The organism is Streptomyces aculeolatus (assembly GCF_020400605.1).
GTDB classification, from domain to species: domain Bacteria; phylum Actinomycetota; class Actinomycetes; order Streptomycetales; family Streptomycetaceae; genus Streptomyces; species Streptomyces aculeolatus.
In genome coordinates, this window is record NZ_JAINRD010000003.1 from 437,266 (window position 1) to 461,697 (window position 24,432).

Here is a 24,432-nt window from a genome sequence, read left to right on the forward strand (position 1 = left end):
CCCCGTTAGGGTGGGCCCGTGCCCGACCCGACCGACCCCGCCGACGCCCCCGGCCAAGCCGACCCCACCGGCCCGGCCGACCCGACCGGCCCCGCCGACCGCACCGGTCCGGCCGCCCGCGTCACCGTCCTCCTCGTCGACGACGACCCCCTCGTACGCGCCGGGCTGCGCCTGATGCTCGGAGGTGCCGACGACATCGCCGTCGTGGCCGAGGCCGCGGACGGCAGCGAGGTGGCGGCGCTCGTGGCCGCGCACGCGCCCGACGTCGTGCTCATGGACATCCGCATGCCGCGGCTCGACGGCCTCGCCGCCACGGAGGCGCTGCGGCGGCGCGCGGAGCCGCCGGAGGTGCTGGTGCTGACGACGTTCCACACCGACGAGCACGTGCTGCGCGCCCTGCGCGCGGGCGCCGCGGGGTTCGTACTCAAGGACACCCCGCCCCGCGAGATCGTCGCCGCCGTACGCAAGGTCGCCGCCGGCGAGCCCGCGCTGTCGCCCGCGGTGCTCCAGCAGCTCATCGCGCAGGTCTCCGCCGCCGGCCCGAAGGGCCCCGGGCAGGCCGCGGACCGCGCCCGCGGCCGCCTCGCCGTGCTCGGCGAGCGCGAGCGGGAGGTCGCCCTGGCGGTCGGCCGCGGCCGGTCGAACGCGGAGATCGCCGCCGAGCTGTACATGAGCGTGCCCACCGTGAAGACCCACGTCTCGCGCATCCTCACCAAGCTCGGCCTCAACAACCGCGTCCAGATCGCCCTCCTCGTGCACGACGCCGGGGAGTCCCCCCGGGAATCCTGAGCCCGCCGCGGTGTTGTACGGATCATGGACATACCTCTCTCCGTGCTCGACCGGTCACTGCGGCGCAAGGGCCAGGACCCGGCGGACGCGCTGCGCAGCACCGTCCGCTTCGCACGGCACGCGGAGGGGTACGGCTTCCGCCGCTTCTGGGTCTCGGAGCACCACAGCGTCCCCGGCGTCGCGGGCTCCGCGCCGACGGTGCTGGCCGCCGCCGTCGCCGCCGCGACGTCCACCATCCGGGTCGGCACCGGCGGCGTGATGCTGCCCAACCACCGGCCGCTGGTCGTCGCCGAGCAGTTCGGGGTGCTGGGCTCGCTCTTCCCGGACCGGATCGACATGGGCCTGGGCCGCTCGCTGGGGTTCACCGACGGCATCCGGCGGGCGCTGGGCCACGGCATGGCGGACGCGGGGGACTTCGGGGCGGCGCTGGCGGAGCTGCTGCGGTGGTTCGAGGGCGCGCAGCCGGCGTATCCGGGGGTGCACGCCGTACCGGCGGAGGGGCTGCGGGTGCCGGCGTACGTGCTGGCGATCGACGGCGGCGCCGACATCGCCGCCGCGCACGGGCTGCCGCTGGTGATCGGCGCGGGCCGGCGCCCGGAGAAGATGCTGCGGGCCGTCGAGCGCTACCGCGAGGCGTTCACGCCCTCCGCGCAGGAGTCCCGCCCGTACGTGGTCGTGGCGCTCGCCGCCGCGGTCGCCGACTCCGCGGAAGAGGCCGCCGACCTGCTGCTGCCGGAGGCGTGGGCGACGGTCCGGTCGCGCACCCGCGGGGAGTTCCCGCCGCTGGAGCAGGCGGCGGAGATACGGGCCAGGACGCTCACCGAGCGCGAGGCCCGCTATCTCGACGAGGCCCGCCAGTCGCAGGTCTCCGGTACGGACGATCAGGTGGCCGGCGCCCTCGGCGACCTGGTCGCGCGCAGCGGCGCCGACGAGCTGCTGGTCTCCCTGCACACCCCCGACGAGGACGCCAGGCTGGAGTCCTTCCGGCGGCTGGCGGAGCTGAAGATCCCGGCGCCCGCGGCGGGTTGACGCCTCAGAGTTCCACCGCCTCCCCCGGCCGCGGCAGCCGCAGCCGGTGGCCGAGGCCCGCCGCCTCGAAGGCGGCGACCAGCGAGTCGGCGCCCTGCGTGAAGTGCCCCCAGTGCTCGAAGTGCAGCGGCACCACGTCGTGGGCCCCGAGCACCGCCGCCGCGGCGGCGGCGTGCTCGCTGGTGAGCGTGAGGTGCGCGGCGCCGAGCAGCGGGGTCTGCGCGGCGCCGGCGAAGAGCACGGCGATGTCGACGGGGCCGAGCCGCGCGGCGATCGAACGGACCACGTCGAGCGAGGCGTTGTCGCCGCTGACGTAGACCGTGGGCAGCCCCTCGCCATTGAGCACGAAGCCGGTGACCTCGCCGGTCAGGTGCTCGGTGCCGGGCGGGCCGTGCTGCGCGGGCACGGCGGTGACGCGGACCGGCCCGATCTCGTACGACTCCCACGCCGGCAGCGCCCGCACCGGTCCGCGCAGCCGCCGTGCCGCGGACGCCGTGGAGAGCACCAGCGGCGCCGCGGCGGTGCACTCGCGCCCGGCCCGGTCGAGGTTGTCGGGGTGCTGGTCGTGCGAGAGCAGCACCGCGTCGACCGGGCCGAGTTCGGCCGGCGCCAGCGCCGGGCCCGCCGTCTTCACCAGCCGCCGGTCCCCCAGGGGGTACTCGCCGGGCGGGTCGAACGTCGGGTCCGTCAGCAGCCGGACCCCGCCGAGCCGGAGGAGCGCGGTGGGGCCGCCGACGTAGTGCAAGATCGTCATGGCAGTGCCAAGGACCCGCGGGCCGCCGCTATTCCGCAGCACTGAACTGCTCCCGCAGCTCGACCTTCCGCACCTTTCCGCTGACCGTCATCGGGAACTCCTCCATGATCCGCACATGCCGCGGGATCTTGTAGTGCGCGAGCCTGTTCTCGCAGTAGTGGGCCAACTCGCGCCGGGAGAGGGCGTGCTGCGGATCGCTGAGGATCACGCAGGCGAGGATCTCCTCGCCGTACTTCTCGTCCGGCACGCCCACCACCTGCACGTCGGCGATCTTGGGATGGGTGTGCAGGAACTCCTCGATCTCGCGCGGGTAGACGTTCTCGCCGCCCCTTATGATCATGTCCTTGATCCGGCCGACGATCTCCACGCAGCCGTCGTCGCGCATCCGCGCGAGGTCCCCGGTGTGCATCCAGCGGCCGGCGTCGATGGCCTCGGCGGTGCGCTCCGGCTGTTCCCAGTAGCCCTGCATGACGCTGTAGCCGCGGGTGCACAGCTCGCCCGCGGTGCCGCGGGGCATGGTGACGCCGGTGACCGGGTCGACGACCTTGACCTCGATGTGCGGCAGGACGCGGCCGACGGTGGCGGTGCGGCGCTCCAGGTCGTCCTCGCGCCGGGTCTGCAGGGAGACCGGGGAGGTCTCGGTCATGCCGTAGCAGATGGTCACCTCCGCCATGTGCATCTCGTTGACCACCCGCTTCATCACCTCGACCGGGCACGGCGAACCGGCCATGATCCCGGTGCGCAGCGACGTCAGGTCGTAGAGGGCGAAGTCGGGCAGGGCCAGCTCGGCGACGAACATGGTCGGCACCCCGTACAGCGAGGTGCAGCGCTCCTGTTCGACGGCCGCGAGGGTGGCGGCGGGCTCGAAGGAGGGGCCGGGGATGACCATGCAGGCGCCGTGGCTGGTGGCCGCGAGGTTGCCCATCACCATGCCGAAGCAGTGGTAGTACGGGACGGGGATGCAGACCCGGTCCTCCTCGGTGTAGCCCAGCGTCTCGCCCACGAAGAAGCCGTTGTTGAGGATGCTGTGGTGCGAGAGGGTCGCGCCCTTGGCGAAGCCGGTGGTGCCGGAGGTGTACTGGATGTTGACCGGGTCGTCGCAGGACAGCAGCGCCTCGCGCTCGCGGACCCGCTCCGGGGGCACGCCGCGGCCGGCCTCGATCAGCCGACCCCAGCCGGCGTGGCCGATGTAGAAGACGTTGCGCAGGGCCGGGCAGCTGCCGCGTACCTGCTCGACCATCCGCCGGTAGTCGCTGGACTTGTGCGCCAGCGAGGCGACCAGCAGGGAGATGCCGGACTGGTTGAGGACGTACTCCAGCTCGTGCACCCGGTAGGCGGGGTTGATGGTGACCATCACCGCGCCGATCCGGGCCGAGGCGTACTGCACGAGCACCCACTCCGGGCAGTTGACCGCCCAGATGCCGATGCGCTCGCCCTTGGCGACGCCGCGGGCGAGCAGCCCGCGCGCCACCTCGTCGACGGCGGCGCCGAACTCCGCGTAGGTCCAGCGGCGTCCCGAGGGCACGTCGACGAGGGCCTCGCGGTCGGGGTGGGCGGCGATGGCGCGATCCAGGTTGGCACCGATGGTGTCGCCCAGCAGCGCTGTGGTGCCCGTACCGCCGGTGTAGGACGGCTCTGGGGTCATGGGTGGTCCTCCTCGCGGTACTCGTCGGCGGAGCCGGCGGCGGTCGCCTCGCGCAGTTGCACGCGGCGGATCTTGCCGGAGACGGTCTTGGGCAGGTCGGCGAACTCCAGCCGCCGGACGCGCTTGTACGGGGCGAGCACGGCGCGGGAGTGCGCGAAGATCGCGGACGCGGCGGCGGGGCCCGGCTCCCAGCCCGCGGCGAGCACGACGTACGCCTTGGGCACGGCGAGCCGCAGCGGGTCGGGCGCGGGCACGACGGCGGCCTCGGCGACCGCCTCGTGCTCCAGCAGCGCGCTCTCCAGCTCGAAGGGGCTGATCTTGTAGTCGCTGGCCTTGAAGAGGTCGTCGCTGCGCCCGATGTACGTGATGTAGCCCTCGGCGTCGCGGGCGCCGATGTCGCCTGTGCGGTAGTAGCCGTCGGCCATGGCCTCGGCGGTGCGGGCGGGGTCGCCCTCGTAGCCGGTCATCAGGCCCACGGGGCGCGCGGTCAGGTCGAGGCAGATCTCGCCCTCGTCGGCGGGCTTGCCGCTGACGGGGTCCAGGAGCACGACGTCGTATCCGGGAGTGGGACGGCCCATGGATCCCAGCTTGACGGGCTGCCCGGGGGAGTTGGCGATCTGCACCGCGGTCTCGGTCTGGCCGAAGCCGTCGCGGATGGTCAGCTTCCAGGCCCGCCGGACGGCCTCGATGACCTCCGGGTTGAGGGGTTCACCTGCGGCGACGGCCTCGCGCGGCGGGGTGGCGAGGCCGCTGAGGTCGGACTGGACGAGCATCCGCCAGACGGTGGGCGGGGCGCAGAAAGTTGTCACGCCGCCGCGGGCCATGGCGCCGAGCAGCGCCCCGGCGTCGAAGCGCGTGTAGTTGTACAGGAAGACGGTCGCCTCGGCGTTCCAGGGCGCGAAGAGGTTGGACCAGGCGTGCTTGGCCCAGCCGGGCGAGGAGATGTTCAGGTGGACGTCGCCGGGGCGGATGCCGATCCAGTACATCGTCGCCAGGTGGCCGACGGGGTACGAGACATGGGTGTGCTCGACGAGCTTGGGGAGCGCGGTGGTCCCGGAGGTGAAGTAGAGCATCAGGGTGTCGTCGGCGGCCGTCGGGCCGTCGGGCGCGAAGTCGGCGGGGGCCTCGTAGGCGTCCTCGTACGGGAGCCAGCCGGCGCTGCTGCCGCCGACCGAGATGCGGGTGTAGTCACCCGGCACCTCGGCGAACTTCGCCTCGTCGGCGGCCCGTACGAGCACGTGACGGGCGCCGCCGCGCTCGATGCGGTCGGCGAGGTCGGCCGGGCCGAGGAGCGGCGTGGCGGGGATGACGACGGCGCGGAGCTTCATCGCGGCGAGCGCGGTCTCCCACAACTCGGCCTGGTTGCCGAGCATGACGACGATCCGGTCCCCGGCCCGCACGCCCTGGGCGCGCAGCCAGTTCGCCACCCGGTTCGAGCGCTCACTCATCCGGGTGAAACTCAACTTCGTCTCGCGGCCGTCCTCCTCCACGATGTGGAGGGCCGTGCGCTCGTTGCCCCCGGCGATGGCGTCGAACCAGTCGAGTGCCCAGTTGAAGCGCTCCGGCCTGGGCCAGGAGAAGCCGGCGCGGGCGGCGGCGTAGTCCTCCCTCCGCCGCAGCAGAAAGTCCCGCGCGGACCGGAAGTCCGCGGTCGGATTCGATGCCGTCACATGTCCTCCTCGTACGGCGGCGGCTCGCTAGCATCGTGCTGCGAGTGACGTACGCCTCACTACCCCCATACGGGGGTGCCCTGCCGTCGGCCACGCCGGCGATACCCCCGTCAGCACCAGGGAGCGAGCGAGATGCCGGAGACCGTGGACGCAGCGGAGGTGCGCGGCGCGCTGGCGCGGCTGCGCCGGGGCGGCGGTGTGCCCGTCGCGTTCGGCGGGCTGCTCACGGACGGCGGCCGCAAGCTGCGGATCAGCGAGCTGAGCGGGACGGTGACGCTGTCCCTGCAGGGACTCGGGGTGGCCACGGGCAACGGGCTCGGCGGCAAGGCCATCGCCTTCTCCCGCCCCTGCGCCGTCACCGACTACACCTCGTCCCGCGCCATCAGCCACGAGTACGACGGCCCGGTGGGCGCCGAGGGACTGCGCTCGGTGCTGGCGGTGCCCGTCGTCGTACGCGGCCGGGTGCGGGCCGTGCTCTACGGGGCGCTGCGGGACTCGCTGCCGCTGGGCGACCGGTCGCTGACCGCGGCGGTGGAGACCGCGCGCCACCTGGAGCAGACCCTCGCCGTACGCGACGAGGCCCGCCGGCTGCTCGCCGTCGCCACGCCCACCGCGCAGCGCGCCGCGGACCCCGCGGCCTGGGAGAACGTCCGCACCGCGCACCGCGACCTGCGCACGCTGGCACCGCGTATAGCCGACGAGGTGCTGCGCGCGGAGCTGCTGGCGCTGTGCGACCGGCTGGCCTCCGCGGCCGTCACGGTCGTCCCGCCGGCCGCGGCGGGTCCTGACCGGACGGTGCTGGCGCCGCGGGAGCTGGACGTGCTGGCGTGCGTGGCGACGGGCGCGACGAACGCCGCGGCGGGCGAGCGGCTGGGGCTGCGGCCGGAGACGGTCAAGAGCTACCTGCGCTCGGCGATGCGCAAGCTCGGCGCGCACACCCGGCTGGAGGCGGTCACCGCCGCCCGCCGGGCGGGGCTGCTGCCGTAGCCGACGGGCGGCTCAGCCCCGGTGCGCGACGACGTTGACCACCTGCCCGTTGGGGTCGCGGACGAAGAACCGCCGCACGCCCCACTCCTCGTCGGTCAGCGGGTGCACGATCTCCGCGCCCGCCGCGCGCATCGCCTCGTGGGCCGCGTCGACGTCCTCGACCTCGATGCTCATGTCGGGCTCGACGGGCGCCGAGGCGTCCCGGTCCATGAAGATCAACTGCGCGGTGGGGTTGCCGGGCGCGGCCAGCGCCATCACCCACCCCAGGTTCATCACCTCCTCGAAGCCCAACCGCTCGTAGAACACGCGGCTGGCCTCGAACGACTCCGTCTTGATGTCGGGGACGACCCGTCTGATAGCCATGCCGCGGAGGCTACCGGCCGGCGGTGACAACCGCGGGGCCGCGCACCCTCGGGGCGGCGCGCGGGACGCCGCGAGCCGGGGCCGGCCGGAGGGGGCGTCCGGAGGGCGGTCTGGGGCGTCGTACGGGCGTCGGGGGCGCACGCCGTCCGGCATGCCGCGCACCGCCGTGCGGGGGGCGGCGGTGCGCGTGCGTCGGGGGCGCATGGCAGCACGCGCCTCCCCGAGGGCGACGGCTCGGCGGCGACGCGGGAAAATGGCAGTGTGGCCGATCACCCCAACCTGAGCTGGATCGCGGACGGGCGCGCGCAGACCGCCCGCTGGTACTCCGCGGGCGGCACCCCGCCGCCGCGGCGAGTGGTGCCCGCGGACGACCGCATGTGCGCCGACATCGCCTACCGCCTGGTGTGCGAGGGCACGGCGGTTCTGTGGCAGGGCGACTACCACGGCGGGCGCCAGCTCCTCGCCGCGCTCGGCCGCCGCATCGACCGCCGCTCGGCCCGCCGGGGCCGGCGGCCGGCCGCGCCGGCGGGCGGCCGGGCGACCGGCCCGGCGGACGCTTTCCACCGGCACCGGCAGGCTCAGGGCCATCGGGCGCGTGTCCTCGGCATGCTGCTCGTCCCCCTCGAACCCGGCCCGCAGGGCCCGGTCGTACCGCTGCGCCGGGCGCCCGACGTGGCCGGGGCGGTGGCCGGGGCGTACGGCCCGGTGACCGAGCCGGGCGCGGTGGCGCTGCGCGAGCTGCTCGGCGCGGTGGGAGCGCACGAGTGGCGCCGCAAGGGCGTGGACATACCGGCGCTGGGCGCCCGCGTGCACCCGCACTACGGGGTGTTCTCGCCGGTGCGCGGCGAGTACGTCGACCTCGTGGCCGAGGCCCCGCTGCCGTCGAAGTCGCTCGCGTTCGACGTGGGCACCGGGACCGGGGTGCTCGCGGCCGTGCTGGCGCGCCGCGGGATGGAGCATGTCGTCGCCACGGACACGGAACCGCGCGCGCTGGAGTGCGCCCGCGACAACGTCGCCCGGCTGGGCCTGACGGAGCAGGTCGAGGTGGTGGAGGGGGACCTCTTCCCGCCGGGGCGCGCACCGCTGGTCGTCTGCAACCCGCCGTGGCTGCCGGCCAAGCCGACCTCCGCGCTGGAGCATGCCGTCTACGACCCCGGCGGCGGCATGCTCCGCGGCTTCCTCACCGGGCTCGCGGAGCATCTGGAGCCGGGCGGCGAGGGCTGGCTCGTGCTGTCCGACCTGGCCGAGCACCTGGGGCTGCGCAGCCGCGCGGAGCTGCTGGCGGCGATCGAGTCCGCGGGCCTGCGGGTGGCGGCCCGCCACGACACACGGCCCCGGCACCGCCGGGCGGCGGACACGTCGGACCCGCTGCACGCGGCGCGGGCGGCGGAGGTGACGTCGCTGTGGCGGCTGACGGCGGCGGAGTGAGCGGGACGAGCGGAGCGACCCGGACGAGCGGAGCGACCGGGACGGTCGGGGTGAGCGGGGTGCGGGAGGGGCACGGCGGCGGGGGCGGCAGGTCGCGAACGGGCCGCCGTGCGCGGGCTGTCGGGGCGGACGGCAGGCGGGCTGATGTCCGGCATGTGGACATCGTGCGCCCCCTTGCGCCGTCGCCCCGACAGCCCTGACCAGCGGGTGTTCCGGGTGGTTCGCGTGGTGTCGTCTCGTATGACGGAATGCAGGTGCCCGCCGGGGCAGGGCCCCGTACCGTCATAGGGTGGACACCTCCGGACACGCCCTCACACCGCAGCGCCGACCCCAGTTGTACGTTCCCGTACTCGACGGGAGGAGCGGCATCCGGCTGCGGATGTTCCGTACGCCGCTGGGCACGCGCACGGCGGTCGCCTTCACCAGCAAGGCCGCGCTGGTCCGCGCGCTCGGGCCGGAGCAGCGGTGGGTACGCCTCGGGGAGTCGGCGCTGCGCGCGCTGACCGCACCGCTGGGCGCCGACCGCATCACCGTCGACCCCCTGCTCACCGCCCGGCGGCCCTACGCCCACCACGCCGCGGAGCCGCAGGCCGAGGGCGAACCCCAGCCGAAGCAGCGGCCGGCGCCGCCGGCCGCCCCGGCTCCGCCGCAGCCCGCGGCCCACTGACGGGACCCGGCGCTAGGGCCTGTGCCGAAAGTCCCGCCTGCGACGGGACTTTCGACACAGGCCCTAGCCGCGCGCTTCCGCGGTCCGCAGCTCCTGGCGGCTGCCCGGCGCCAGCATCTCCAGCACCCCCGCCGCCTCCGCCTCGGCCTCGGGCCGCTCGCCGCGCGTCAGCGGCGCGAACGTCTCCAGGTGCATGGTGGCCGTGCCGTCGTCCTGCGTCACCCGCCACAGCCCGCGGACGAAGCCGTCGACGAGGAAGCTGCCGAAGGCGCGGTCCCGCCGGTAGCCGCGGCGGCGGAACTCGTCCGACACGACGCGGGTGCGGTCGGCGTGCCCGAGGGTGAGGTTGTCGAACTCCCCGAGGAACCGCGCGGGCGCCGGGGTGTCCGCCGCCGGGCGCGGCGCGTCGGGCAGGTCGAACAGTTCGGTCCCGCCCTCGTCGCGGAACGTGCGCAGCCGGGGCCGCAGGTCCTCGAAGTACGGCCGCAGCCGCGTCACGCCGCACCACGCCTGCATGTCCCGTACGGACGCGGGCCCGAAGGCGGCGAGGTAGCGCAGCACGAGCCGGCCGGCGTCGGGGTCCGCGCCGGCCCGCTCCGCCGCCTCTTCGCCCAGCCAGGAGCCGACGGTGGCGTGCATGACCTGCCCGCCCCTCCCCCACAGCCCGCGCGGCGGCACCTGGACGAGCGGGACCCGGATGCGCGCGGCGACCTTCAGCGCGAGCAGGTCGTGCGCCGGCCACTCGCGCCCCAGCTCCTCGCCGATCTCGCGCAGCGAGACCGGCCCGGGCTCCGCCAGCTCCCGGGTCAGCGCCACGAGCCGGTCGAGGTCGACCCCGGCGAGCCGCGCGCGGAAAATCTTCAGCTCGCGCTCCAGGGCGGGGGCGCTGAAGGGGCGGAGCGTCAGCGCGTCGGCGGGCGTGTGCAGGTGGACGGTGGAGCGCAGGGTGACGAGCCGCACGACCTCGCGGCTCTCCAGCAGCGCGGACAGCGCGGCCGGGTCGAACCCGCGCAGCCGGGCGGCGAGCGCGTGGTACGGCGGCCGGGGCGCCTGCGCCTGGAGCCCGAGCAGGTGCACCACGGCGTCGGTGAGGGGCATGTCGACGCGCTCGAGCAGCAGCTGCCTGGCGAGGAGGGCGCGGTTGAGCTGGCGGGTGGAGAGGGTGGCGGGCCCGCTGGTCTTCGTCATGCCGCCCACGCTAACGGCCCTTGCGGACAGTTCCTGTCCGCAAGGCGGGGGCGCGGGGCGGGCTGAGAGGATCGGGCGGGTACGGCGACGACGACAGGGGAGACGGTGGGGACGCTCGACGGACGGCGCGGGAGCACCGGGGGCGGGGACGGGGACGCGCAGGTGCCGGCGGAGCGCGGCGGGGGCGCGGGGCCTTCGCGTACGGACACGGCCGCCGGCGCGGGTGCGGCGGATACCGACAGGGCCGGCCGGGCGTCCGGCGTCACGCGGGCCGCCGGGAACGCACCCGGGCCGGCGGCGGCCGAAGACCCGCGCGTCGCCGTGGAGGCCGCCGGGAACGCTCGACCGCAGGACACCCCCGCCCCCGCGGAGCGCGGCCGCGTCCTTGCGCGGCGGCCGGGGCGCCGCCTGCGCGTCGTGCTCGGGGTCGCCGGCGGGCTGCCCCTGCTCGTCGTCTCCTGCGTGCTCGCGTTCCGGGTCGGCGGCGGTGACGGCCTGACCCCCCTGCCGCAGCTCGCCGCCTTCCTGCCCTGGCTCCTCGTGCCCGGCGGCGCCGGTCTGCTCCTCATGATCGCCGCCCGCAGCCGCACCGGCACCGTGTGGGCGCTCGTCGCGGTCGCCGCCACCGGCTGGTTCGTACGGCCCTACGAGTCCGCCGCCGATCCGCCCTCCTCCCCGCCCGAGGCCGAGTTCAGCCTCCTCACCGCCAACCTCAAGTTCGGCGACGCCACCCCCGCCCTGCGCGACGCGCTGCGGGAGTACGAGCCGGACATCGCCCTGGTGCAGGAGTGCGACACCCGCTGCGTCGCCGCCCTGCGCACCCCGGAGCTGCGGGCCGCGTACCCGTACCGCGTCGTCGACGCCGGCGATCCCGCCGAGGGCTCCGCCGTCCTCAGCACGTACCCGCTGACCGAGGAGCCCGGGGTGCGCGGCACGCTGTCGATGCCCGCGGCCACCGCGCGGATCGCCGGCGAGCGGGTGCGGCTGCAGGTCGTGCACCCGATGCCGCCGACGCCCGGGTCCATGGACGCCTGGCGTACGGAGCTGGGGTACCTGCGCGACGCCGCCGCCGAACGCGGCACCGCGCCCACCGTCTTCGGCGGCGACTTCAACTCCTCGCAGGACCACGAGGCGTTCCGCGACATCCTCGACACCGGCCTGCGCGACAGCGCCATGCTGCTCGGCCGCTCCCGCACCCCCACCTGGCCGGCGTCGACGACGCCGCTCTTCGGCACCCAGATCGACCACGTCCTGGTGAGCGACCGGCTGAGCCCGGCGGGCATCGAGTTCCCGGAGCTGGCCGGCACCGACCACCGCGCGGTGCTCGTGGAGCTGCAGCTGCGCTGAGCCGTGGCCATACTGGCGCGCATGGACCGTCACGAGTGGGCCGCGCGGACGCTGTCCGTACGGCCCGGCGACAGGGTGCTGGAGATCGGCTGCGGGCACGGGGTGACCGCGTCGCACGTCTGTGCGGAGCTGGCCGCGGGACCGCGGGAGGCGCCGCCGCGGTTCGTCGGCCTGGACCGGTCCGCGAAGATGACCGCCGCCGCCGGGCGCCGCAACGCCGCCCATGTCGCCGCCGGGCTGGCGGAGTTCAGGACCGGCCCGTTCCCCACCCCGGACCTCGGTGCCGAACCGCCCTTCGACGTCGCGTACGCGTTCAACGTGCGGCTGCTGTGGACCGACCCCGCCGCCGCCCGCGCGGTCGCCGGGCTGCTGCGCCCCGGCGGGCGGCTGGCGGTGTTCTTCCAGCTGCCCGCCTGGAGCGCCGCGGTCCACCGCGAGGTGGCCGCGCGGGCGGCGCGGACGCTGACCGCGGGCGGGCTCGCGGTCGCCGCCGACGGGCAGGACGTGGCCGTCGAGAGCGGCTACGTCACCGCCGTGGTCCCGCCCGGCTGACCGTCTTCAGGCCACGTCCCCGATCCGGCCGGGCGTCCGGCCCTCCCGGTGGATCGGCGTGTGCGCCCCGGTCAGCGGCACGCCCGTGCCGCCGCGGCGGGCCGCGACGATCTCGCCGGCGATGGAGACCGCGACCTCCTCGGGCGAGCGGGCGCCGAGGTCGAGGCCGATCGGCGAGTGCAGGCGGGCGAGTTCGAGGTCGCTCACGCCCGCCTCGCGCAGCCGCCGGTTGCGGTCCAGGTGCGTACGGCGCGAGCCCATCGCGCCGACGTACGCCACGGGCAGCCGCAGCGCCGCCGTCAGCAGCGGCACGTCGAACTTGGGGTCGTGCGTGAGCACGCACAGCACGGTGCGGCCGTCCAGCTCCCCCGCGGCCACCGCGTCGGCCAGGTACTCGTGCGGCCAGCGCACGGCCACCTCGTCCGCCTCGGGGAACCGGCGGGCGGTGGCGAAGACGGGGCGGGCGTCGCAGAGGGTGACGCGGTAGCCGAGGAACTTGCCGATGCGTACCAGCGCGTGCGCGAAGTCGATCGCGCCGAAGACCACCATCCGCGGCGGCGGCACGCTCACCTCCACCAGCAGCGCCACCGGCTCCCCGCAGCGCGCGCCCGCCGCCCCGACCTCCACCGTGCCCGTGCGCCCCGCGTCGAGCAGGGCGGCGGCCTCGGCGGCGGCGGTGCGCTCCAGCGCGGCGCCGTCCCAGTCGGGCAGGTCCGGCAGCGGGCCCGCGAGGCGGCCCTCGTACGTGCCGTCGGGGCGTACCAGCAGCGCCTGGCCGACCAGCGCGGCCGGGCCCGCGACCACCCGGGCGAGCGCCGCGGCCCCGCCGCCGGCGGCGGCGGTGAGCGCCGCGGCGAGCACGCCGCCGGCCGGGACCGGCGTGACGAGGATGTCGATCTCGCCGCCGCAGGTGAGCCCCACGGCGAAGGCGTCCTCGTCGGAGTAGCCGAACGTCTCCAGGACCACCTCCCCGGTCTCGACGACCTGGCGGCACAGCTCGTACACCGCGCCCTCGACGCACCCGCCGGACACGCTGCCGACCGCCGTGCCCTCGGCGTCCACGGCCAGCGCGGCGCCCGGGTCGCGCGGCGCGGAGCCGCTGGTGCCCACGACGGTGGCGACGGCGAAGGGGCGGCCCTCCGCGCACCACCGGGCGAGGTCGGCGGCGATGTCCAGCATGCTGATCAGCTCCTCACGAGGCTGCTGGTCCTATTTGACACCCATCCACTGCTCGATCGGATGGAGCGCGAAGAAGACGACGAAGACGGCGGTCAGCACCCACATGAAGGCGCCGGGCTCGCGCCACTTCCCCTGCGCGGCCCTGATCGCCGTGTACGAGATGACCCCGGCGGCGACGCCCGCCGTGATGGAGTACGTGAACGGCATCAGCACGACCGTCAGGAACACCGGGACGGCCACGCCCCGGTCCGCCCAGTCCACGTGCCGCGCGTTCGCCATCATCATGGCTCCGATGACGACCAGCGCCGCGGCGGCCACGTTGCCCGGCACGATCTGCGCCAGCGGCGTGAACAGCAGCCCCAGCGCGAACAGCAGGCCGACGACGACGCTCGAGAGCCCGGTGCGGGCGCCCTCGCCGACGCCGGTCGCGGACTCCACGAACACCGTCTGCCCGGAAGCGCCCGCGGCGCCGCCGACCGCGCCGCCCGCGCCGTCGATGAACAGGGCCCGCGACAGGCCCGGCATCCGGCCCTGCTCGTCGGTGAGCTTCGCCTCGGTGCCGACGCCGATGATGGTGGCCATCGCGTCGAAGAACCCGGCCAGCACGAGGGTGAAGACGATCATGCCGACGGTCATCACGCCGACGTCGCCCCAGCCGCGGAACGACACCTCGCCGAGGAGGCCGAAGTCCGGTGTCGAGGTGACGCCGCCGGACGGCAGTTCGGGGGCCCGGCCGTTGGCCCACGCCTCGGCCTCGATGTCGGCGACGGCGTTGACGACGACGGCGGCGACCGTGCCGGCGACGATGCCGATGAGGATGGCGCCGGGCACGTGGCGCGCCTGGAGCATGAAGATCAGCAGCAGCGTGAGGCAGAAGACGAGGACGGGCCAGCCGCGGAGCTGGTCGTCCGCGCCGAGGGTGACGATCTTCGCCTCGCCGGCCTGCACGAAGCCGGCGTTCACCAGGCCGATCAGCGCGATGAACATGCCGATGCCCATGGTGATGGCGTGCTTGAGGGCCAGCGGGATCGCGTTCATGATCATCTCGCGCAGCCCGGTGACGACCAGCAGCATGATCACGACGCCGTACGCGACGCACATGCCCATCGCCTGCGGCCACGTCATCTGCGGCGCGACCTGGCTGGCGAGCACGCCGGAGACGCTGAGCCCGGCGGCCGCGGCCAGCGGCACCTTGCCGAAGAAGCCCAGCAGCAGCGTGGTGACCGCGGCGGCCAGCGCCGTGGCGGTGATCAGGCCGGAGGGGGCGAGCACGTTGCCGGCCGCGTCCTCGCCGCCCAGTATCAGCGGGTTGAGCAGCAGGATGTAGGCCATCGCCATGAAGGTGGTGAGCCCGCCGCGCACCTCGCGCGCGACCGTGGAGCCGCGCTTCGATATCTCGAAGTAGCGGTCGAGCCAGGAGGTGCGGCCGGGTGCTGCGGTGCCGGAGCGGCCAGCCGGCGCGGCGTCGCGCCGGTCGACGGAGGACTGGGTCATGCGGTCTCCCAAGGTTCACAGGGGCACCCGCGATCGCGGGATTTGGGATGAGGTGGTGCTGCACGACCCGGGGGACGGCCCGAGGCGAAGAGATGGTGCTCGGTGGTGCTCGGTGGTGCGGGGTGGTGCGGGGTGGTGCCGTTTCAGGTGCCGGTCAGGTGCTCCGGCCGTACGGGGGTCCTGGTCAGCGCCAGGCCGGTGGCCTGGCGGATCGCGGCGAGCACCGCGGGGGTCGCCGAGAGCGTCGACGCCTCGCCCACGCCCCGCAGGCCGTACGGCGCGTGCGGGTCGGCCAGTTCGAGCACGTCGACGGGGATCGCCGGGGTGTCGAGGATCGTCGGGATCAGGTAGTCGGTGAACGAGGGGTTCCGCACCCGCGCCGTCGCCGGGTCGACCACGATCTCCTCCATCACCGCCACGCCGAGGCCCTGGGTCGTGCCGCCCTGGATCTGCCCGACGACCGACAGCGGGTTGAGCGCCTTGCCGACGTCCTGGGCGCAGGCCAGCTCGACGACCTTGACCAGGCCGAGCGCGGTGTCGACCTCGACGACCGCCCGGTGTGCGGCGAAGGAGTACTGCACGTGCCCGAAGCCCTGGCCGGTCTCGATGTCGAACGGCTCGGTGGGCCGGTGCCGGAACGGCAGTTCGACGTCCACGGGCGGCTCGCCGTCGAGCACGTCGGCCAGGTCGGCGAGGACCTCGCCGCGGTCCGTGACGACCTTGCCGCCCTCCAGCAGCAGTTCGGCCGTCGCCCACGCCGGGTGGTACGTGCCGAGCTTGCGGCGGCCCAGGGCGAGGACCTGCTCCCGTACGGCCGCGCAGGCGTTCCGTACCGCGCCGCCCGTCATGTACGTCTGCCGGGACGCGGAGGTGGAGCCGGCCGAGCCGACCCGGGTGTCGGCCGGGGCGATGACCACCTGCGCCACGCCCAGTTCGGTGCGGGCGATCTGCGCCTGCACGGTGACGCCGCCCTGCCCGACCTCGGCCGCCGCGGTGTGCACGGTCGCCACCGGCTCCCCGCCGGCGGCCTCCAGCCGCACGCGCGCGGTGGAGAAGTCGTCGAAGCCCTCCGAGAACCCGACGTTCTTGATGCCGACCGCGTAGCCGACGCCCCGTACGACGTCCTCGCCGTGCGTGGTGTTGGACAGCCCGCCGGGCAGCGCCCGCACGTCCGCCGCCCCGCCGGCGCTCTCCCACTGCCGCTCCGGCGGCAGCGGCCTGGCCTGCACGCGGCGCAGGATCTCCGCCACCGGCGCCGGGGAGTCGACCTGCTGCCCGGTGGGCAGCCGCGAGCCCTGCGACATGGCGTTCAACTGCCGGAACGCCACCGGGTCCATGCCGACGGCCGCCGCGAGCCGGTCCATCTGCGCCTCGTACGCGAAGCACGCCTGGACCGCGCCGAAGCCGCGCATCGCGCCGCACGGCGGGTTGTTGGTGTAGAGCCCCACCGCCTCGATCTCGACGTCCTCGACGACGTACGGGCCCATGGACAGCGACGCCGCGTTCCCGACCACGGCCGGGGTGGAGGACGCGTACGCGCCGCCGTCGAGGACGATGCGGCAGCGGGCGTGGGTGATCCGGCCGTCCGCGGTGACACCGTGCTCGTAGCGGATCCTGGCCGGGTGCCGGTGGACGTGGCCGAAGAAGGACTCGAACCGGTCGTAGACCATCTTGACCGGCTTGCCGGTGCGCAGCGCCAGGAGGCAGGCGTGGATCTGCATCGACAGGTCCTCGCGGCCGCCGAAGGCGCCGCCGACGCCGGAGAGCGTCATACGCACCTTGTCCTCCGGCAGCCCGAGCACGGGCGCGATCTGCCGCCGGTCGGCGTGCAGCCACTGGGTGGCGACGTACAGGTCGACGCCGCCGTCCTCCGCGGGCACCGCGAGACCGGACTCCGGGCCCAGGAACGCCTGGTCCTGCATGCCGAACTCGTACTCGCCGGTGACGATGTGGTCGGCCCGCAGGGCCGCCGCGGCGGCGTCGCCGCGGACGATGGGCTGGCGGTGGACGACGTTCGGATGGGGCACGTGCCGCGCGTGGCCGTCGGTGCGCCCGGGGTGCAGCACCGGCGCGTCCGGGGCGAGCGCCGACTCCTCGTCGGTGACCAGCGGCAGCTCCCGCCACTCCACGCGGATCTTCGCCGCGGCCCGGCGGGCGGTCTCGGGGTGGTCGGCGGCGACCAGCGCCACCGGCTCGCCGTGGTGGCGCACCCGGCCGGCGGCGAGCGCGGGGGTGTCGGCGATCTCCAGGCCGTAGTTCTTCTGCTCCGCCGGCAGGTCGTCGTACGTGAGAACGGCGTACACCCCGGCCTGGGCGAGGGCCGCGGAGGTGTCGACCGAGACGATCTCGGCGTGCGCGTGCGGCGAGCGCAGCGTGTGGCCCCAGATCATGTCCTCGTGCCACAGGTCGGAGGAGTACGCGAACTCCCCCGTGACCTTCAGCGTGCCGTCCGGGCGCAGCTTGGACTCGCCGATGCCGCCGGCGGTCTGCGAACCCTGCCTGAGGTCGGTCGGGATGCGGGTGACTTCGGACATCAGGCCCCCTCCCCCCGGCGCGCGGCGGCGAGCCGGACCGCGTCGAGGATCTTCTCGTAGCCCGTGCAGCGGCACAGGTTGCCCGACAGGCCCTCGCGGATGTCGGCGTCCGACGGCGACGGGTTCTGCTCCAGCAGGTCGTCCGCGGCGACCAGCAGACCCGGGGTGCAGAAGCCGCACTGCACGGCGCCGGCGTCGACGAACGCCTGCTGGACCGCGGAGAGGCCGTCCCCGGCCAGCCCCTCGACCGTGACGACGTCACGGCCCTCGGCCTGCCCGGCGGCGACCAGGCAGGCGCACACCGGCACCCCGTCCAGACGTACCGTGCACGAGCCGCACTCCCCCTGCTCGCAGGCGTTCTTCGAGCCCGGCAGGCCCATCCGCTCGCGCAGCACGTACAGCAGGCTCTCGCCCTCCCAGACGTCGTCGGCCTGCTGTTCGCGGCCGTTGACGGTGAACGTCACCCGCATCACGCGGCTCCTTCTCCTCGTGTGGGTCCTGCCGTGCCCCGGCGGTACGACTCCCAGGTCCAGCCGAGCGTGCGGCGCGCCATGACGCCGACCGCGTGGCGGCGGTAGCGCGCGCTGCCGCGGACGTCGTCGATGGGGTTGCACGCCCCCGCCGCCAGCTCAGCGAACTGCGCGGCGAGCGCCGGGGGCAGGGTCCGGCCGCTGTCCCAGAAGTTCCCCTCGGCCAGCGCCGCGGTCAGGAACTCCTCGGCGGCGGCGGCGCGCACCGGCGTGGGCGCGGCCGAGCCGATGCCGGTGCGGACGGTGCGGGTGTCGGGGTGCAGCGCGATGCCGAACGCGCACACCGCGATCACCATCGCGTTGCGCGTGCCGACCTTGGAGAACTCCTGCGGCCCGGTGGCCTTCTTGACGTGCACCCACTTGATCAGCTCGTCGGGCGCGAGCGCGTTGCGCTTGACGCCGGTGAAGAACTCGTCGATCGGGATCCGCCTGCTGCCCCGTACGGACTCCACCTCCACCTCCGCGCCCGCCGCCAGCAGCGCCGGGTGCGCGTCGCCGGCCGGGGAGGCGGTGCCGAGGTTGCCGCCGACGCCGCCGCGGTTGCGGATCTGCGGGGACGCCACGGTGTGCGCCGCCCGCGCCAGCCCGGGCAGCGCCCCGCGCAGCTCCGCCACGATGCGGGCGTACGGCACGGAGGCCCCCAGCCGCACGCTCCCGCCGTCCGTCCCCCACTCCTGCAACTCGGCGACGCGGTTGAGGTCGAGCAGGTACTCCGGGCGGCGGTGGTCGAAGTTGATCTCGACCATGAGGTCCGTGCCGCCCGCGATCGGTACGGCCGCGGGGTGCTCGGCCTTGGCGGCGAGCGCTTCCGCCCAGCCGGCGGGGCGCAGGAAGTCCATGGAGTCCTCTCGGCTTTCCCTCGAAAGTGCGGACGCGTGCTTGAGCTGTTGACGGAACGTGGCCCAAGTACACAGAAACGCCGCCGTCCGGGTGCAGTCACGGAAAACATGAAGCAAGGGGCAGGCCAGAACCCGCTTCTTGTAGATTCGAACGAAGTCCGGGGCATCCTTCCCCTGCGGGACACCCCGCGACGACCGCCCGGCGGCACCACCGCACGGGCGGGCAGACGCACGACCGACGGCAAGGGAACGCGGATGAGGCTGCGGGCACTGCTGGACTCCGAGGCGCTGGGCCTGAAGCTGCTCGGCGGCGAGGACGAGCTGGACCGGACGGTGCGGGGCGTGATGACCACCGACCTGACGGACCCGAGCCGCTACCTGTCCGGCGGCGAACTGGTGCTCACCGGGCTCGCCTGGCGGCACGGCCCGCAGGACTCGGAGCCGTTCGTACGGATCCTGGCCGCGGCCGGCGTCGCCGGGCTCGCGGCGGGCGAGGCGGAGCTGTCCGGGACGGGGGTGCCGGAGGACCTGGTGCGCGCCTGCGCGCGGCACCGGCTCCCGCTGTTCGCGGTGGACGAGGACGTCGCGTTCGCCACCATCACCGAGCACGTCGTACGGCAGGTCTCCGGCGAGCGCGCCGGCGACCTGGCCGCCGTGGTGGAGCGGCACCGCCGGCTGATGTCGTCCGGGCCCGCGGGCGGCGGCCCCGACGTCGTGCTCGACCTCCTCGGCTCCGACCTGGACCTGCGCGCCTGGGTCCTCTCCCCCACCGGCCGGCAGATCGCCGGCACCGCGTCGGGGGCGGCCGGAGGCCGGCTGCCGGCGCCGCTGCGCGCGCAGCTCGCCGGCGAGCACCTCGCGGCGCTGCGCGCCGGCCGGCCGGGACCGCACCGGGTGGCGCTGCCGGCGGCGGGCGGGTCCGCCACGTACTCCCTGTTCCCCGTCGGCGGCGGCCGGGACCTGCGCGAGACCGTGCTGTCCGACTGGCTGCTGGCCGTGGAGGCGGACGCCGGGGAGTGGCCGCCGGAACGGCTGGACCTGGTGCACGGCGTCACGCAGTTGATCGCCGTGGAGCGGGAGCGGCGGGACGCGGCGCGGTCGGTGCGGCGGCGGCTGGCGCAGGAGGTGCTGGAGCTGGTGCAGGCCGGGGCGCAGCCCGCGGAGATCGCCGCCCGGCTGCGGGCGGCGGTGCCGGTGCTGCTGCCGGGGGCCGGGACGGCGCCGCAGTGGCAGGTGGTGGTGGCGCGGGTGGAGTGGGAGGTCCCGCACGGGCGGCCGGGGATCGCGGGCGGGCCGGTGGCGCAGGCGATGCTGGAGGAGCTGCTCGCGGGCGCGGACCCGGACCCGGCGGGCCGGATCGCGGTCGCGCACACCGGCGACGAGGCGGTGGCGCTGGTGCCGCTGGCGGAGGCCACCCCGCACACCGGCACCGCGGACCCCGGGCCCGCGGGCCCGCGGGCCCGGGGAGCCGCGGGGAGCACCGGGCCCGGCCGCGGACGCACCGGCGGATCGGGGGCGGCGGCCGGCGGCACGGCGGGCGGCGGGCGGACCGGCGACGGCCTGCGCGCCGCGGAACTGCTCGCCGCCGTACAGGAGCCGCTGGCCCGCGGGCTGGCCGACGACGGCCGCCTCACCCTCGGCGTCAGCGCCGCCGTGCACTCCGCAGAGGGCCTGCGCGGCGCCCTGGAGGAGGCCCGCCACGCACGCCGCGTCGCCGCCGCCCGGCCGGGCAGCGTGTGCGCCGCGGGCCATGAGGAACTGGCCTCGCACGTGCTGCTGCTGCCCTTCGTCCCCGACGACGTACGCCGCGCGTTCACCGCCCGGCTGCTGGACCCGCTGCGCGCGTACGACCAGCGCCACCGGGCCGGACTGGTGGAGACCCTGGAGGCGTTCCTCGACTGCGACGGCTCCTGGACCCGCTGCGCGGCCCGCCTCCACCTGCACGTCAACACGCTGCGCTACCGGGTCGGCCGGATCGAGCAGCTCACCGGCCGGGACCTGGCCCGGCTGGAGGACAAGCTCGACTTCTTCCTCGCCCTCCGCATGCGCTGAACCCCACCCCGCTCCCCCACACCGCCGCCCTTCCCCGGGCAATCCGTTGGCCAAGATCTTGTCAACTTCTCCGTCCCGGAGCCGGGCGCGTGGCACCGGCGGAGGGATGTCGATGGCAAGTGGAGCGCGACCGGCTGCCGCGTGGTCCCCTGCGTCCGGAATCAGCGTCTGCTGGTTCTGGGGCGGTTGACTGCGCCCCGCTGCCACGCGGCATCGGCCCGGTGGGCGATGTTGCGGGAGCCGTTGTGGTCCGCGTGCAGCACGATCCCGCAGGACCGGCAGGCGAACCGTGCTTGGGACACCCGGTTGGCCGGGTGGGTGTGGCGGCACTCGGAGCACTGGCGGGAGGTGTTGCGCGGGTCCACGAAGACCACGGGCACACCTGCCCGGCGGGCCTTGTACTCGACGAAGGCGCCGAGCTGGGCGAAAGCCCACGAGTGCAGTGCCGACCGCTGGTCTCTCCTGGCCGTAACCCTCTGCCGGATGCCGGACAGGTCTTCCAGTCCGATACCCCGGGAGGTGCGTTCAGCGGTGGTCACGAGCTTCTTGGCGATGATGTGGTTGCGCTGGGCGGTGCAGCGGGATTCCCGGCGCCGGATGCGCTTCCACACGCGCTTCGCGCTCTTGGTGCGCTTGGCCTGCAACTTCCGCCGCAGGTCGCGATGGCGCCTGCGGTAGCGGTCGACCCGGCGTCCGGACATGACCTCGCCGTCCGAAGTGGTGGCGATGTTGACGATGCCGAGGTCCACGCCGAGCCATCCGCCGGGTTCGTACGGGCCGGGCTCAGGAATGTCGACGGTGGCGACGAGGAAGAACATGCCGTCCCGCATCATCAGGTCCGATTCGCCCTTGCGGTGCGAGAGGAGCTTCATGGCTCGCTCGGAGCACGCGAAGGGGATGCCCTTGAGCCGCCCGGCCACCGTCCAGACGGACACGGTACGGGCGTCGAGGTTCCAGGTCAGGATGCGGTCGTCGTACGGTTGCGCGGCGTCCTCACGGAAGACGACGGGTTTGGATTCCGCCCTTGCGCGGCGGCTGCAGCCCGGCGGACCGCAGTTGCCGGCCATGATGTTGCCCCTGAGGGTGGCGTAGGCATCCACCACCTTCTTGATCACCCGCACGGTGGGTTGCGCTGCGAGGCCGAAGGCGGCCCGGGTGTCGTGGTACACCTCCTCCTGCAATTCGTTCCGCCGCTTGAGGCCCTTGGCGTGCGCCACCTCGGACACCCAGGTCGCGGCGCGGTTGCAGGCACGCAGGGTGGCCGCCAGTGCGTCCGCGTCGTCGGCGGACGCGGGCAGCAGCTTCACCTGCGCCGCGAGTTTCACACCGGAACCCTAGTGATGCTGATCATGGGAGATCAACTTCCCGGCCATCATCGTGAAGTCGTTCACATAAGCCCTTGGCCCAGGGCAGACTTCGTGTTGAGATTCGACTCACATTGGGCTGCGTTGTTCCTTGGCTCGACGGCGCGTTGGGGAGGCAAAAGTGGCGGATACCGCCATGGCACGGTCGGAATCGGTGATGTCGGAGGATCCGCTGGAGCGGGCGATCTGGCGGCTGCGTTCGCGCGGTTGCTGGGACGACGCCGCGGCGCTCCTCGAGGACACCGCCGGGACCGACGCCGAGGCGGCGTGGCGGCGTGCGGCGCTGCTCGTCGAGCAGTGCATGTTCACGGCTGCCGGCTGGGAGCGCGCCGAGGACGCGGTACGTACCGCGGAGGCGGTGTCGACGGACGGGGAGAACCGCGGCGTCACGGCGTGCGAGCGGGGTTATCTCGCGTACGCCTCCACCCTGTTCCAGGAGCGTGACCGCTCCGACGAGGCGCGTGCGGCGCTCGGCCGCGCCGCCGCGCTGCTGGCGCCGACGTCGCCGCACCGGCCGATGCTGGACTTCCGGCGCGGCCTCGTCGCCCAGCACCTGACGAAGAACGCGACGGCCGCGCTGGCGGCGTTCCGGCGTGCGCACGCGGGTGCGGTCGAGCAGGACGACCTGCTGCTGATGTCGTTCACCTGGCGCCATCTGGCCTCGCTCGCGGACGAGGCCGGGGACCTCGCGGAGGCGCGGCACGGCTTCCGCGAGTCGCTGCGGCTGCGCGAGGAGGTGGGCTACCTGATCGGTACGGCGCCGGCGCTGATGGCGCTGGCCGATGTCGAGCCGGAGCCCGAGGCGGGCCGGCTGCGGGCGGAGGCGACGCGGCTGGTGCGGCTGCTGGACGGGGTGCCGGCGTGGCTGGCGGAGCAGTTGGGCGAGGAGCCGCGGCGGGTTCCCCCGGTGGAGGGCTGAGGGGGCGCGGGGCCGGCGTGGCGCGGCGGGTGGGGGCAGGCCCGCAGGGCCGTCGTTTCCGGCCGTCTGCCGTCTTCTGTCGCCGTCTTCCGCGCCTTCCGCCGTCTTCCCCGTCTTCCGCGTCTTCCCCATCTTCCGCCCGTACGCACCGCTACGCCCCCGCCGCCGCGTCCCGTTCGCGGTGCAGCGCGACGCCCGCGACGACCAGTGCGATGCCCGCCGCCTCCGCCGCCCCCGGCACCTGGCCGAGGACGGCCACGCCCATCAGCGCGGCCGTCGCCGGCAGCAGCGACAGCATCAGCGCGAACGTCGCCCGCGGCACCCGCGCCATGGCGAGCTGGTCGCAGACGTACGGAATCACCGACGAGCAGACCCCCACCCCGAAGGCCGCCGCAAGCAGCGCCGGTGACGTCGCCACCGCCGCCGCGTCCACGACGCCCGCCGGTGCCGCGACCACCGCCGCCACCAGCATCGCAGCCCCGAGCCGGCCGACGCCCGCCGCGCCTCCGTCCGCCGCGAGCCGGTGGCCGAGGACGACGTAGAGCACGAAGAGCGCGCAGTTGCCGAAGGCGAGCGCGAGGCCGAGCGGTTCGGCGACCAGGTGCACGTCGGTCAGCAGCGCGACCCCGCCGAGCACCAGCACGAGCGCGGCGGCGTTGCGCCGGGTCCGTGCGCCCGCGGCGGCCAGCACCACGGGGCCGAGGAACTCCACCGCACCGACCGTCCCCAGCGGCAGCCGCTCCAGGGCGAGGTAGAACGTGCAGTTCATGGTGGCGAGCACGGCGCCCATCGCCACCAGCAGCCGCCGCTGGTACGGGGTGGCCGCCCGCCAGTCGCGCCACGGCCGCCGCCAGACGGCGAAGACCAGCGCCGCGGAGGCGATGCGCAGCCAGGCGACGCCGAGGACGTCGAGGCGGGCGAAGAGCAGGACGGCGCAGGCCGGGCCGAGGTAGTGGAAGACGGCGGAGGAGACGAGGAACGCCGGCGGCGGTACGCGCTCGGCGGCCAGGGCGAGTCGGCCGGCGGGGGCGCCGGCGGGGCTGCGGGGAGGGGAGTCGGCCACGGAGGAATCGTCGCAACGCACTCCCGCGCGGACCATGGC

The 24,432-nt window shown here is 75.0% G+C and carries 21 protein-coding genes; 9 read left to right on the plus strand and 12 right to left on the minus strand.

Annotated features, from left to right (window positions below):
- The first annotated feature begins 18 nt into the window (after window positions 1–18).
- Window positions 19–789 (plus strand): response regulator transcription factor, encoded by a 771-nt coding sequence (locus LG396_RS08355; protein ID WP_225794231.1) that lies wholly within the window; start codon window positions 19–21, stop codon window positions 787–789.
- Between the two features lie 24 nt (window positions 790–813).
- On the plus strand, window positions 814–1,818 hold the full coding sequence (locus tag LG396_RS08360; RefSeq protein ID WP_225794232.1) for an MsnO8 family LLM class oxidoreductase: 1,005 nt from the start codon (window positions 814–816) through the stop codon (window positions 1,816–1,818).
- Window positions 1,819–1,822: 4 nt separating this feature from the next.
- Here LG396_RS08360 and LG396_RS08365 read toward each other — a convergent pair whose 3' ends face one another.
- Genes LG396_RS08365 through LG396_RS08375 form a run of 3 tightly spaced genes read right to left on the minus strand, consistent with a single transcriptional unit; the run spans window position 1,823 to window position 5,887 of the window.
- Window positions 1,823–2,572, minus strand: a complete 750-nt coding sequence (locus LG396_RS08365; RefSeq protein ID WP_225794233.1) for an MBL fold metallo-hydrolase — start codon at window positions 2,570–2,572, stop codon at window positions 1,823–1,825.
- A gap of 28 nt (window positions 2,573–2,600) precedes the next feature.
- The gene (locus LG396_RS08370; RefSeq protein ID WP_018837003.1) at window positions 2,601–4,217 is read right to left on the minus strand and encodes an AMP-binding protein; all 1,617 of its coding nucleotides are present in this window, start codon (window positions 4,215–4,217) and stop codon (window positions 2,601–2,603) included.
- Window positions 4,214–5,887, minus strand: coding sequence for an AMP-binding protein (locus LG396_RS08375; protein ID WP_225794234.1), 1,674 nt, complete (start codon window positions 5,885–5,887; stop codon window positions 4,214–4,216). The genes LG396_RS08370 and LG396_RS08375 overlap by 4 nt, the downstream gene beginning before the upstream one ends.
- 132 nt (window positions 5,888–6,019) lie before the next feature.
- Here LG396_RS08375 and LG396_RS08380 point away from each other — a divergent pair, with 132 nt between their 5' ends.
- The gene (locus tag LG396_RS08380; RefSeq protein ID WP_018837001.1) at window positions 6,020–6,874 is read left to right on the plus strand and encodes a helix-turn-helix transcriptional regulator; all 855 of its coding nucleotides are present in this window, start codon (window positions 6,020–6,022) and stop codon (window positions 6,872–6,874) included.
- A 12-nt stretch (window positions 6,875–6,886) separates the two neighbouring features.
- Here the strand turns inward: LG396_RS08380 and LG396_RS08385 are convergent, their stop codons facing one another.
- Entirely contained in the window at window positions 6,887–7,237 is a 351-nt protein-coding gene (locus tag LG396_RS08385) for a VOC family protein (RefSeq protein ID WP_018837000.1), read from the minus strand.
- Window positions 7,238–7,498: 261 nt separating this feature from the next.
- Here LG396_RS08385 and LG396_RS08390 point away from each other — a divergent pair, with 261 nt between their 5' ends.
- Both LG396_RS08390 and LG396_RS08395 read left to right on the plus strand, forming a co-directional pair.
- Complete coding sequence (locus LG396_RS08390) at window positions 7,499–8,665, plus strand: methyltransferase (protein ID WP_225794235.1); 1,167 nt, start codon at window positions 7,499–7,501, stop codon at window positions 8,663–8,665.
- 289 nt (window positions 8,666–8,954) lie between these two features.
- Window positions 8,955–9,332, plus strand: coding sequence for an SAV_915 family protein (locus LG396_RS08395; protein WP_225794236.1), 378 nt, complete (start codon window positions 8,955–8,957; stop codon window positions 9,330–9,332).
- Between the two features lie 63 nt (window positions 9,333–9,395).
- Here LG396_RS08395 and LG396_RS08400 read toward each other — a convergent pair whose 3' ends face one another.
- Window positions 9,396–10,520, minus strand: coding sequence for a winged helix DNA-binding domain-containing protein (locus tag LG396_RS08400; RefSeq protein WP_225794237.1), 1,125 nt, complete (start codon window positions 10,518–10,520; stop codon window positions 9,396–9,398).
- A gap of 105 nt (window positions 10,521–10,625) precedes the next feature.
- Here LG396_RS08400 and LG396_RS39635 point away from each other — a divergent pair, with 105 nt between their 5' ends.
- Complete coding sequence (locus tag LG396_RS39635; protein ID WP_225794238.1) at window positions 10,626–11,867, plus strand: endonuclease/exonuclease/phosphatase family protein; 1,242 nt, start codon at window positions 10,626–10,628, stop codon at window positions 11,865–11,867.
- 21 nt (window positions 11,868–11,888) lie between these two features.
- Window positions 11,889–12,419, plus strand: a complete 531-nt coding sequence (locus LG396_RS08410) for an SAM-dependent methyltransferase (RefSeq protein ID WP_225794239.1) — start codon at window positions 11,889–11,891, stop codon at window positions 12,417–12,419.
- Between the two features lie 6 nt (window positions 12,420–12,425).
- On the opposite strand, the gene LG396_RS08415 is transcribed toward LG396_RS08410, so the two are convergent.
- The 5 genes from LG396_RS08415 to LG396_RS08435 form a co-directional block, all read right to left on the minus strand.
- The gene (locus LG396_RS08415; protein WP_145900197.1) at window positions 12,426–13,598 is read right to left on the minus strand and encodes an XdhC family protein; all 1,173 of its coding nucleotides are present in this window, start codon (window positions 13,596–13,598) and stop codon (window positions 12,426–12,428) included.
- A gap of 30 nt (window positions 13,599–13,628) precedes the next feature.
- Window positions 13,629–15,092: an NCS2 family permease gene (locus tag LG396_RS08420; protein WP_225794240.1), complete on the minus strand. Its 1,464-nt coding sequence runs from the start codon at window positions 15,090–15,092 to the stop codon at window positions 13,629–13,631.
- A gap of 143 nt (window positions 15,093–15,235) precedes the next feature.
- Window positions 15,236–17,626: a xanthine dehydrogenase subunit D gene (pucD, locus tag LG396_RS08425; RefSeq protein WP_225794241.1), complete on the minus strand. Its 2,391-nt coding sequence runs from the start codon at window positions 17,624–17,626 to the stop codon at window positions 15,236–15,238.
- Entirely contained in the window at window positions 17,626–18,096 is a 471-nt protein-coding gene (locus LG396_RS08430; protein ID WP_018836991.1) for a (2Fe-2S)-binding protein, read from the minus strand. Before LG396_RS08430 ends, pucD begins: the two co-directional genes overlap by 1 nt.
- On the minus strand, window positions 18,096–18,995 hold the full coding sequence (locus LG396_RS08435) for an FAD binding domain-containing protein (RefSeq protein ID WP_018836990.1): 900 nt from the start codon (window positions 18,993–18,995) through the stop codon (window positions 18,096–18,098). Before LG396_RS08435 ends, LG396_RS08430 begins: the two co-directional genes overlap by 1 nt.
- Window positions 18,996–19,250: 255 nt before the next feature.
- On the opposite strand from LG396_RS08435, the gene LG396_RS08440 reads away from it, so the two are divergent.
- On the plus strand, window positions 19,251–21,047 hold the full coding sequence (locus tag LG396_RS08440) for a PucR family transcriptional regulator (protein ID WP_225794242.1): 1,797 nt from the start codon (window positions 19,251–19,253) through the stop codon (window positions 21,045–21,047).
- 161 nt (window positions 21,048–21,208) lie between these two features.
- Here LG396_RS08440 and LG396_RS08445 read toward each other — a convergent pair whose 3' ends face one another.
- The gene (locus LG396_RS08445; protein WP_225794243.1) at window positions 21,209–22,372 is read right to left on the minus strand and encodes an RNA-guided endonuclease InsQ/TnpB family protein; all 1,164 of its coding nucleotides are present in this window, start codon (window positions 22,370–22,372) and stop codon (window positions 21,209–21,211) included.
- A 175-nt stretch (window positions 22,373–22,547) separates the two neighbouring features.
- Here LG396_RS08445 and LG396_RS08450 point away from each other — a divergent pair, with 175 nt between their 5' ends.
- Window positions 22,548–23,330 (plus strand): hypothetical protein, encoded by a 783-nt coding sequence (locus tag LG396_RS08450; protein WP_020679037.1) that lies wholly within the window; start codon window positions 22,548–22,550, stop codon window positions 23,328–23,330.
- Window positions 23,331–23,481: 151 nt separating this feature from the next.
- Here LG396_RS08450 and LG396_RS08455 read toward each other — a convergent pair whose 3' ends face one another.
- Complete coding sequence (locus LG396_RS08455; RefSeq protein ID WP_225794244.1) at window positions 23,482–24,393, minus strand: EamA family transporter; 912 nt, start codon at window positions 24,391–24,393, stop codon at window positions 23,482–23,484.
- Window positions 24,394–24,432 lie beyond the last annotated feature (39 nt).

Excerpts from the sequence above, each read along its gene's own strand:
- LG396_RS08430 (WP_018836991.1), bottom strand. The coding sequence starts at position 18,096 with ATGCGGGTGACGTTCACCGTCAACGGCCGCGAACAGCAGGCCGACGAC.
- LG396_RS08380 (WP_018837001.1), top strand. The coding sequence starts at position 6,020 with ATGCCGGAGACCGTGGACGCAGCGGAGGTGCGCGGCGCGCTGGCGCGG.
- LG396_RS08360 (WP_225794232.1), top strand. The coding sequence starts at position 814 with ATGGACATACCTCTCTCCGTGCTCGACCGGTCACTGCGGCGCAAGGGC.
- LG396_RS08410 (WP_225794239.1), top strand. The coding sequence starts at position 11,889 with ATGGACCGTCACGAGTGGGCCGCGCGGACGCTGTCCGTACGGCCCGGC.
- LG396_RS08450 (WP_020679037.1), top strand. The coding sequence starts at position 22,548 with ATGGCACGGTCGGAATCGGTGATGTCGGAGGATCCGCTGGAGCGGGCG.
- LG396_RS08435 (WP_018836990.1), bottom strand. The coding sequence starts at position 18,995 with ATGGACTTCCTGCGCCCCGCCGGCTGGGCGGAAGCGCTCGCCGCCAAG.
- LG396_RS08415 (WP_145900197.1), bottom strand. The coding sequence starts at position 13,598 with ATGCTGGACATCGCCGCCGACCTCGCCCGGTGGTGCGCGGAGGGCCGC.
- LG396_RS08440 (WP_225794242.1), top strand. The coding sequence starts at position 19,251 with ATGAGGCTGCGGGCACTGCTGGACTCCGAGGCGCTGGGCCTGAAGCTG.
- LG396_RS08420 (WP_225794240.1), bottom strand. The coding sequence starts at position 15,092 with ATGACCCAGTCCTCCGTCGACCGGCGCGACGCCGCGCCGGCTGGCCGC.
- LG396_RS08400 (WP_225794237.1), bottom strand. The coding sequence starts at position 10,520 with ATGACGAAGACCAGCGGGCCCGCCACCCTCTCCACCCGCCAGCTCAAC.
- LG396_RS08385 (WP_018837000.1), bottom strand. The coding sequence starts at position 7,237 with ATGGCTATCAGACGGGTCGTCCCCGACATCAAGACGGAGTCGTTCGAG.
- pucD (WP_225794241.1), bottom strand. The coding sequence starts at position 17,626 with ATGTCCGAAGTCACCCGCATCCCGACCGACCTCAGGCAGGGTTCGCAG.
- LG396_RS08370 (WP_018837003.1), bottom strand. The coding sequence starts at position 4,217 with ATGACCCCAGAGCCGTCCTACACCGGCGGTACGGGCACCACAGCGCTG.
- LG396_RS08365 (WP_225794233.1), bottom strand. The coding sequence starts at position 2,572 with ATGACGATCTTGCACTACGTCGGCGGCCCCACCGCGCTCCTCCGGCTC.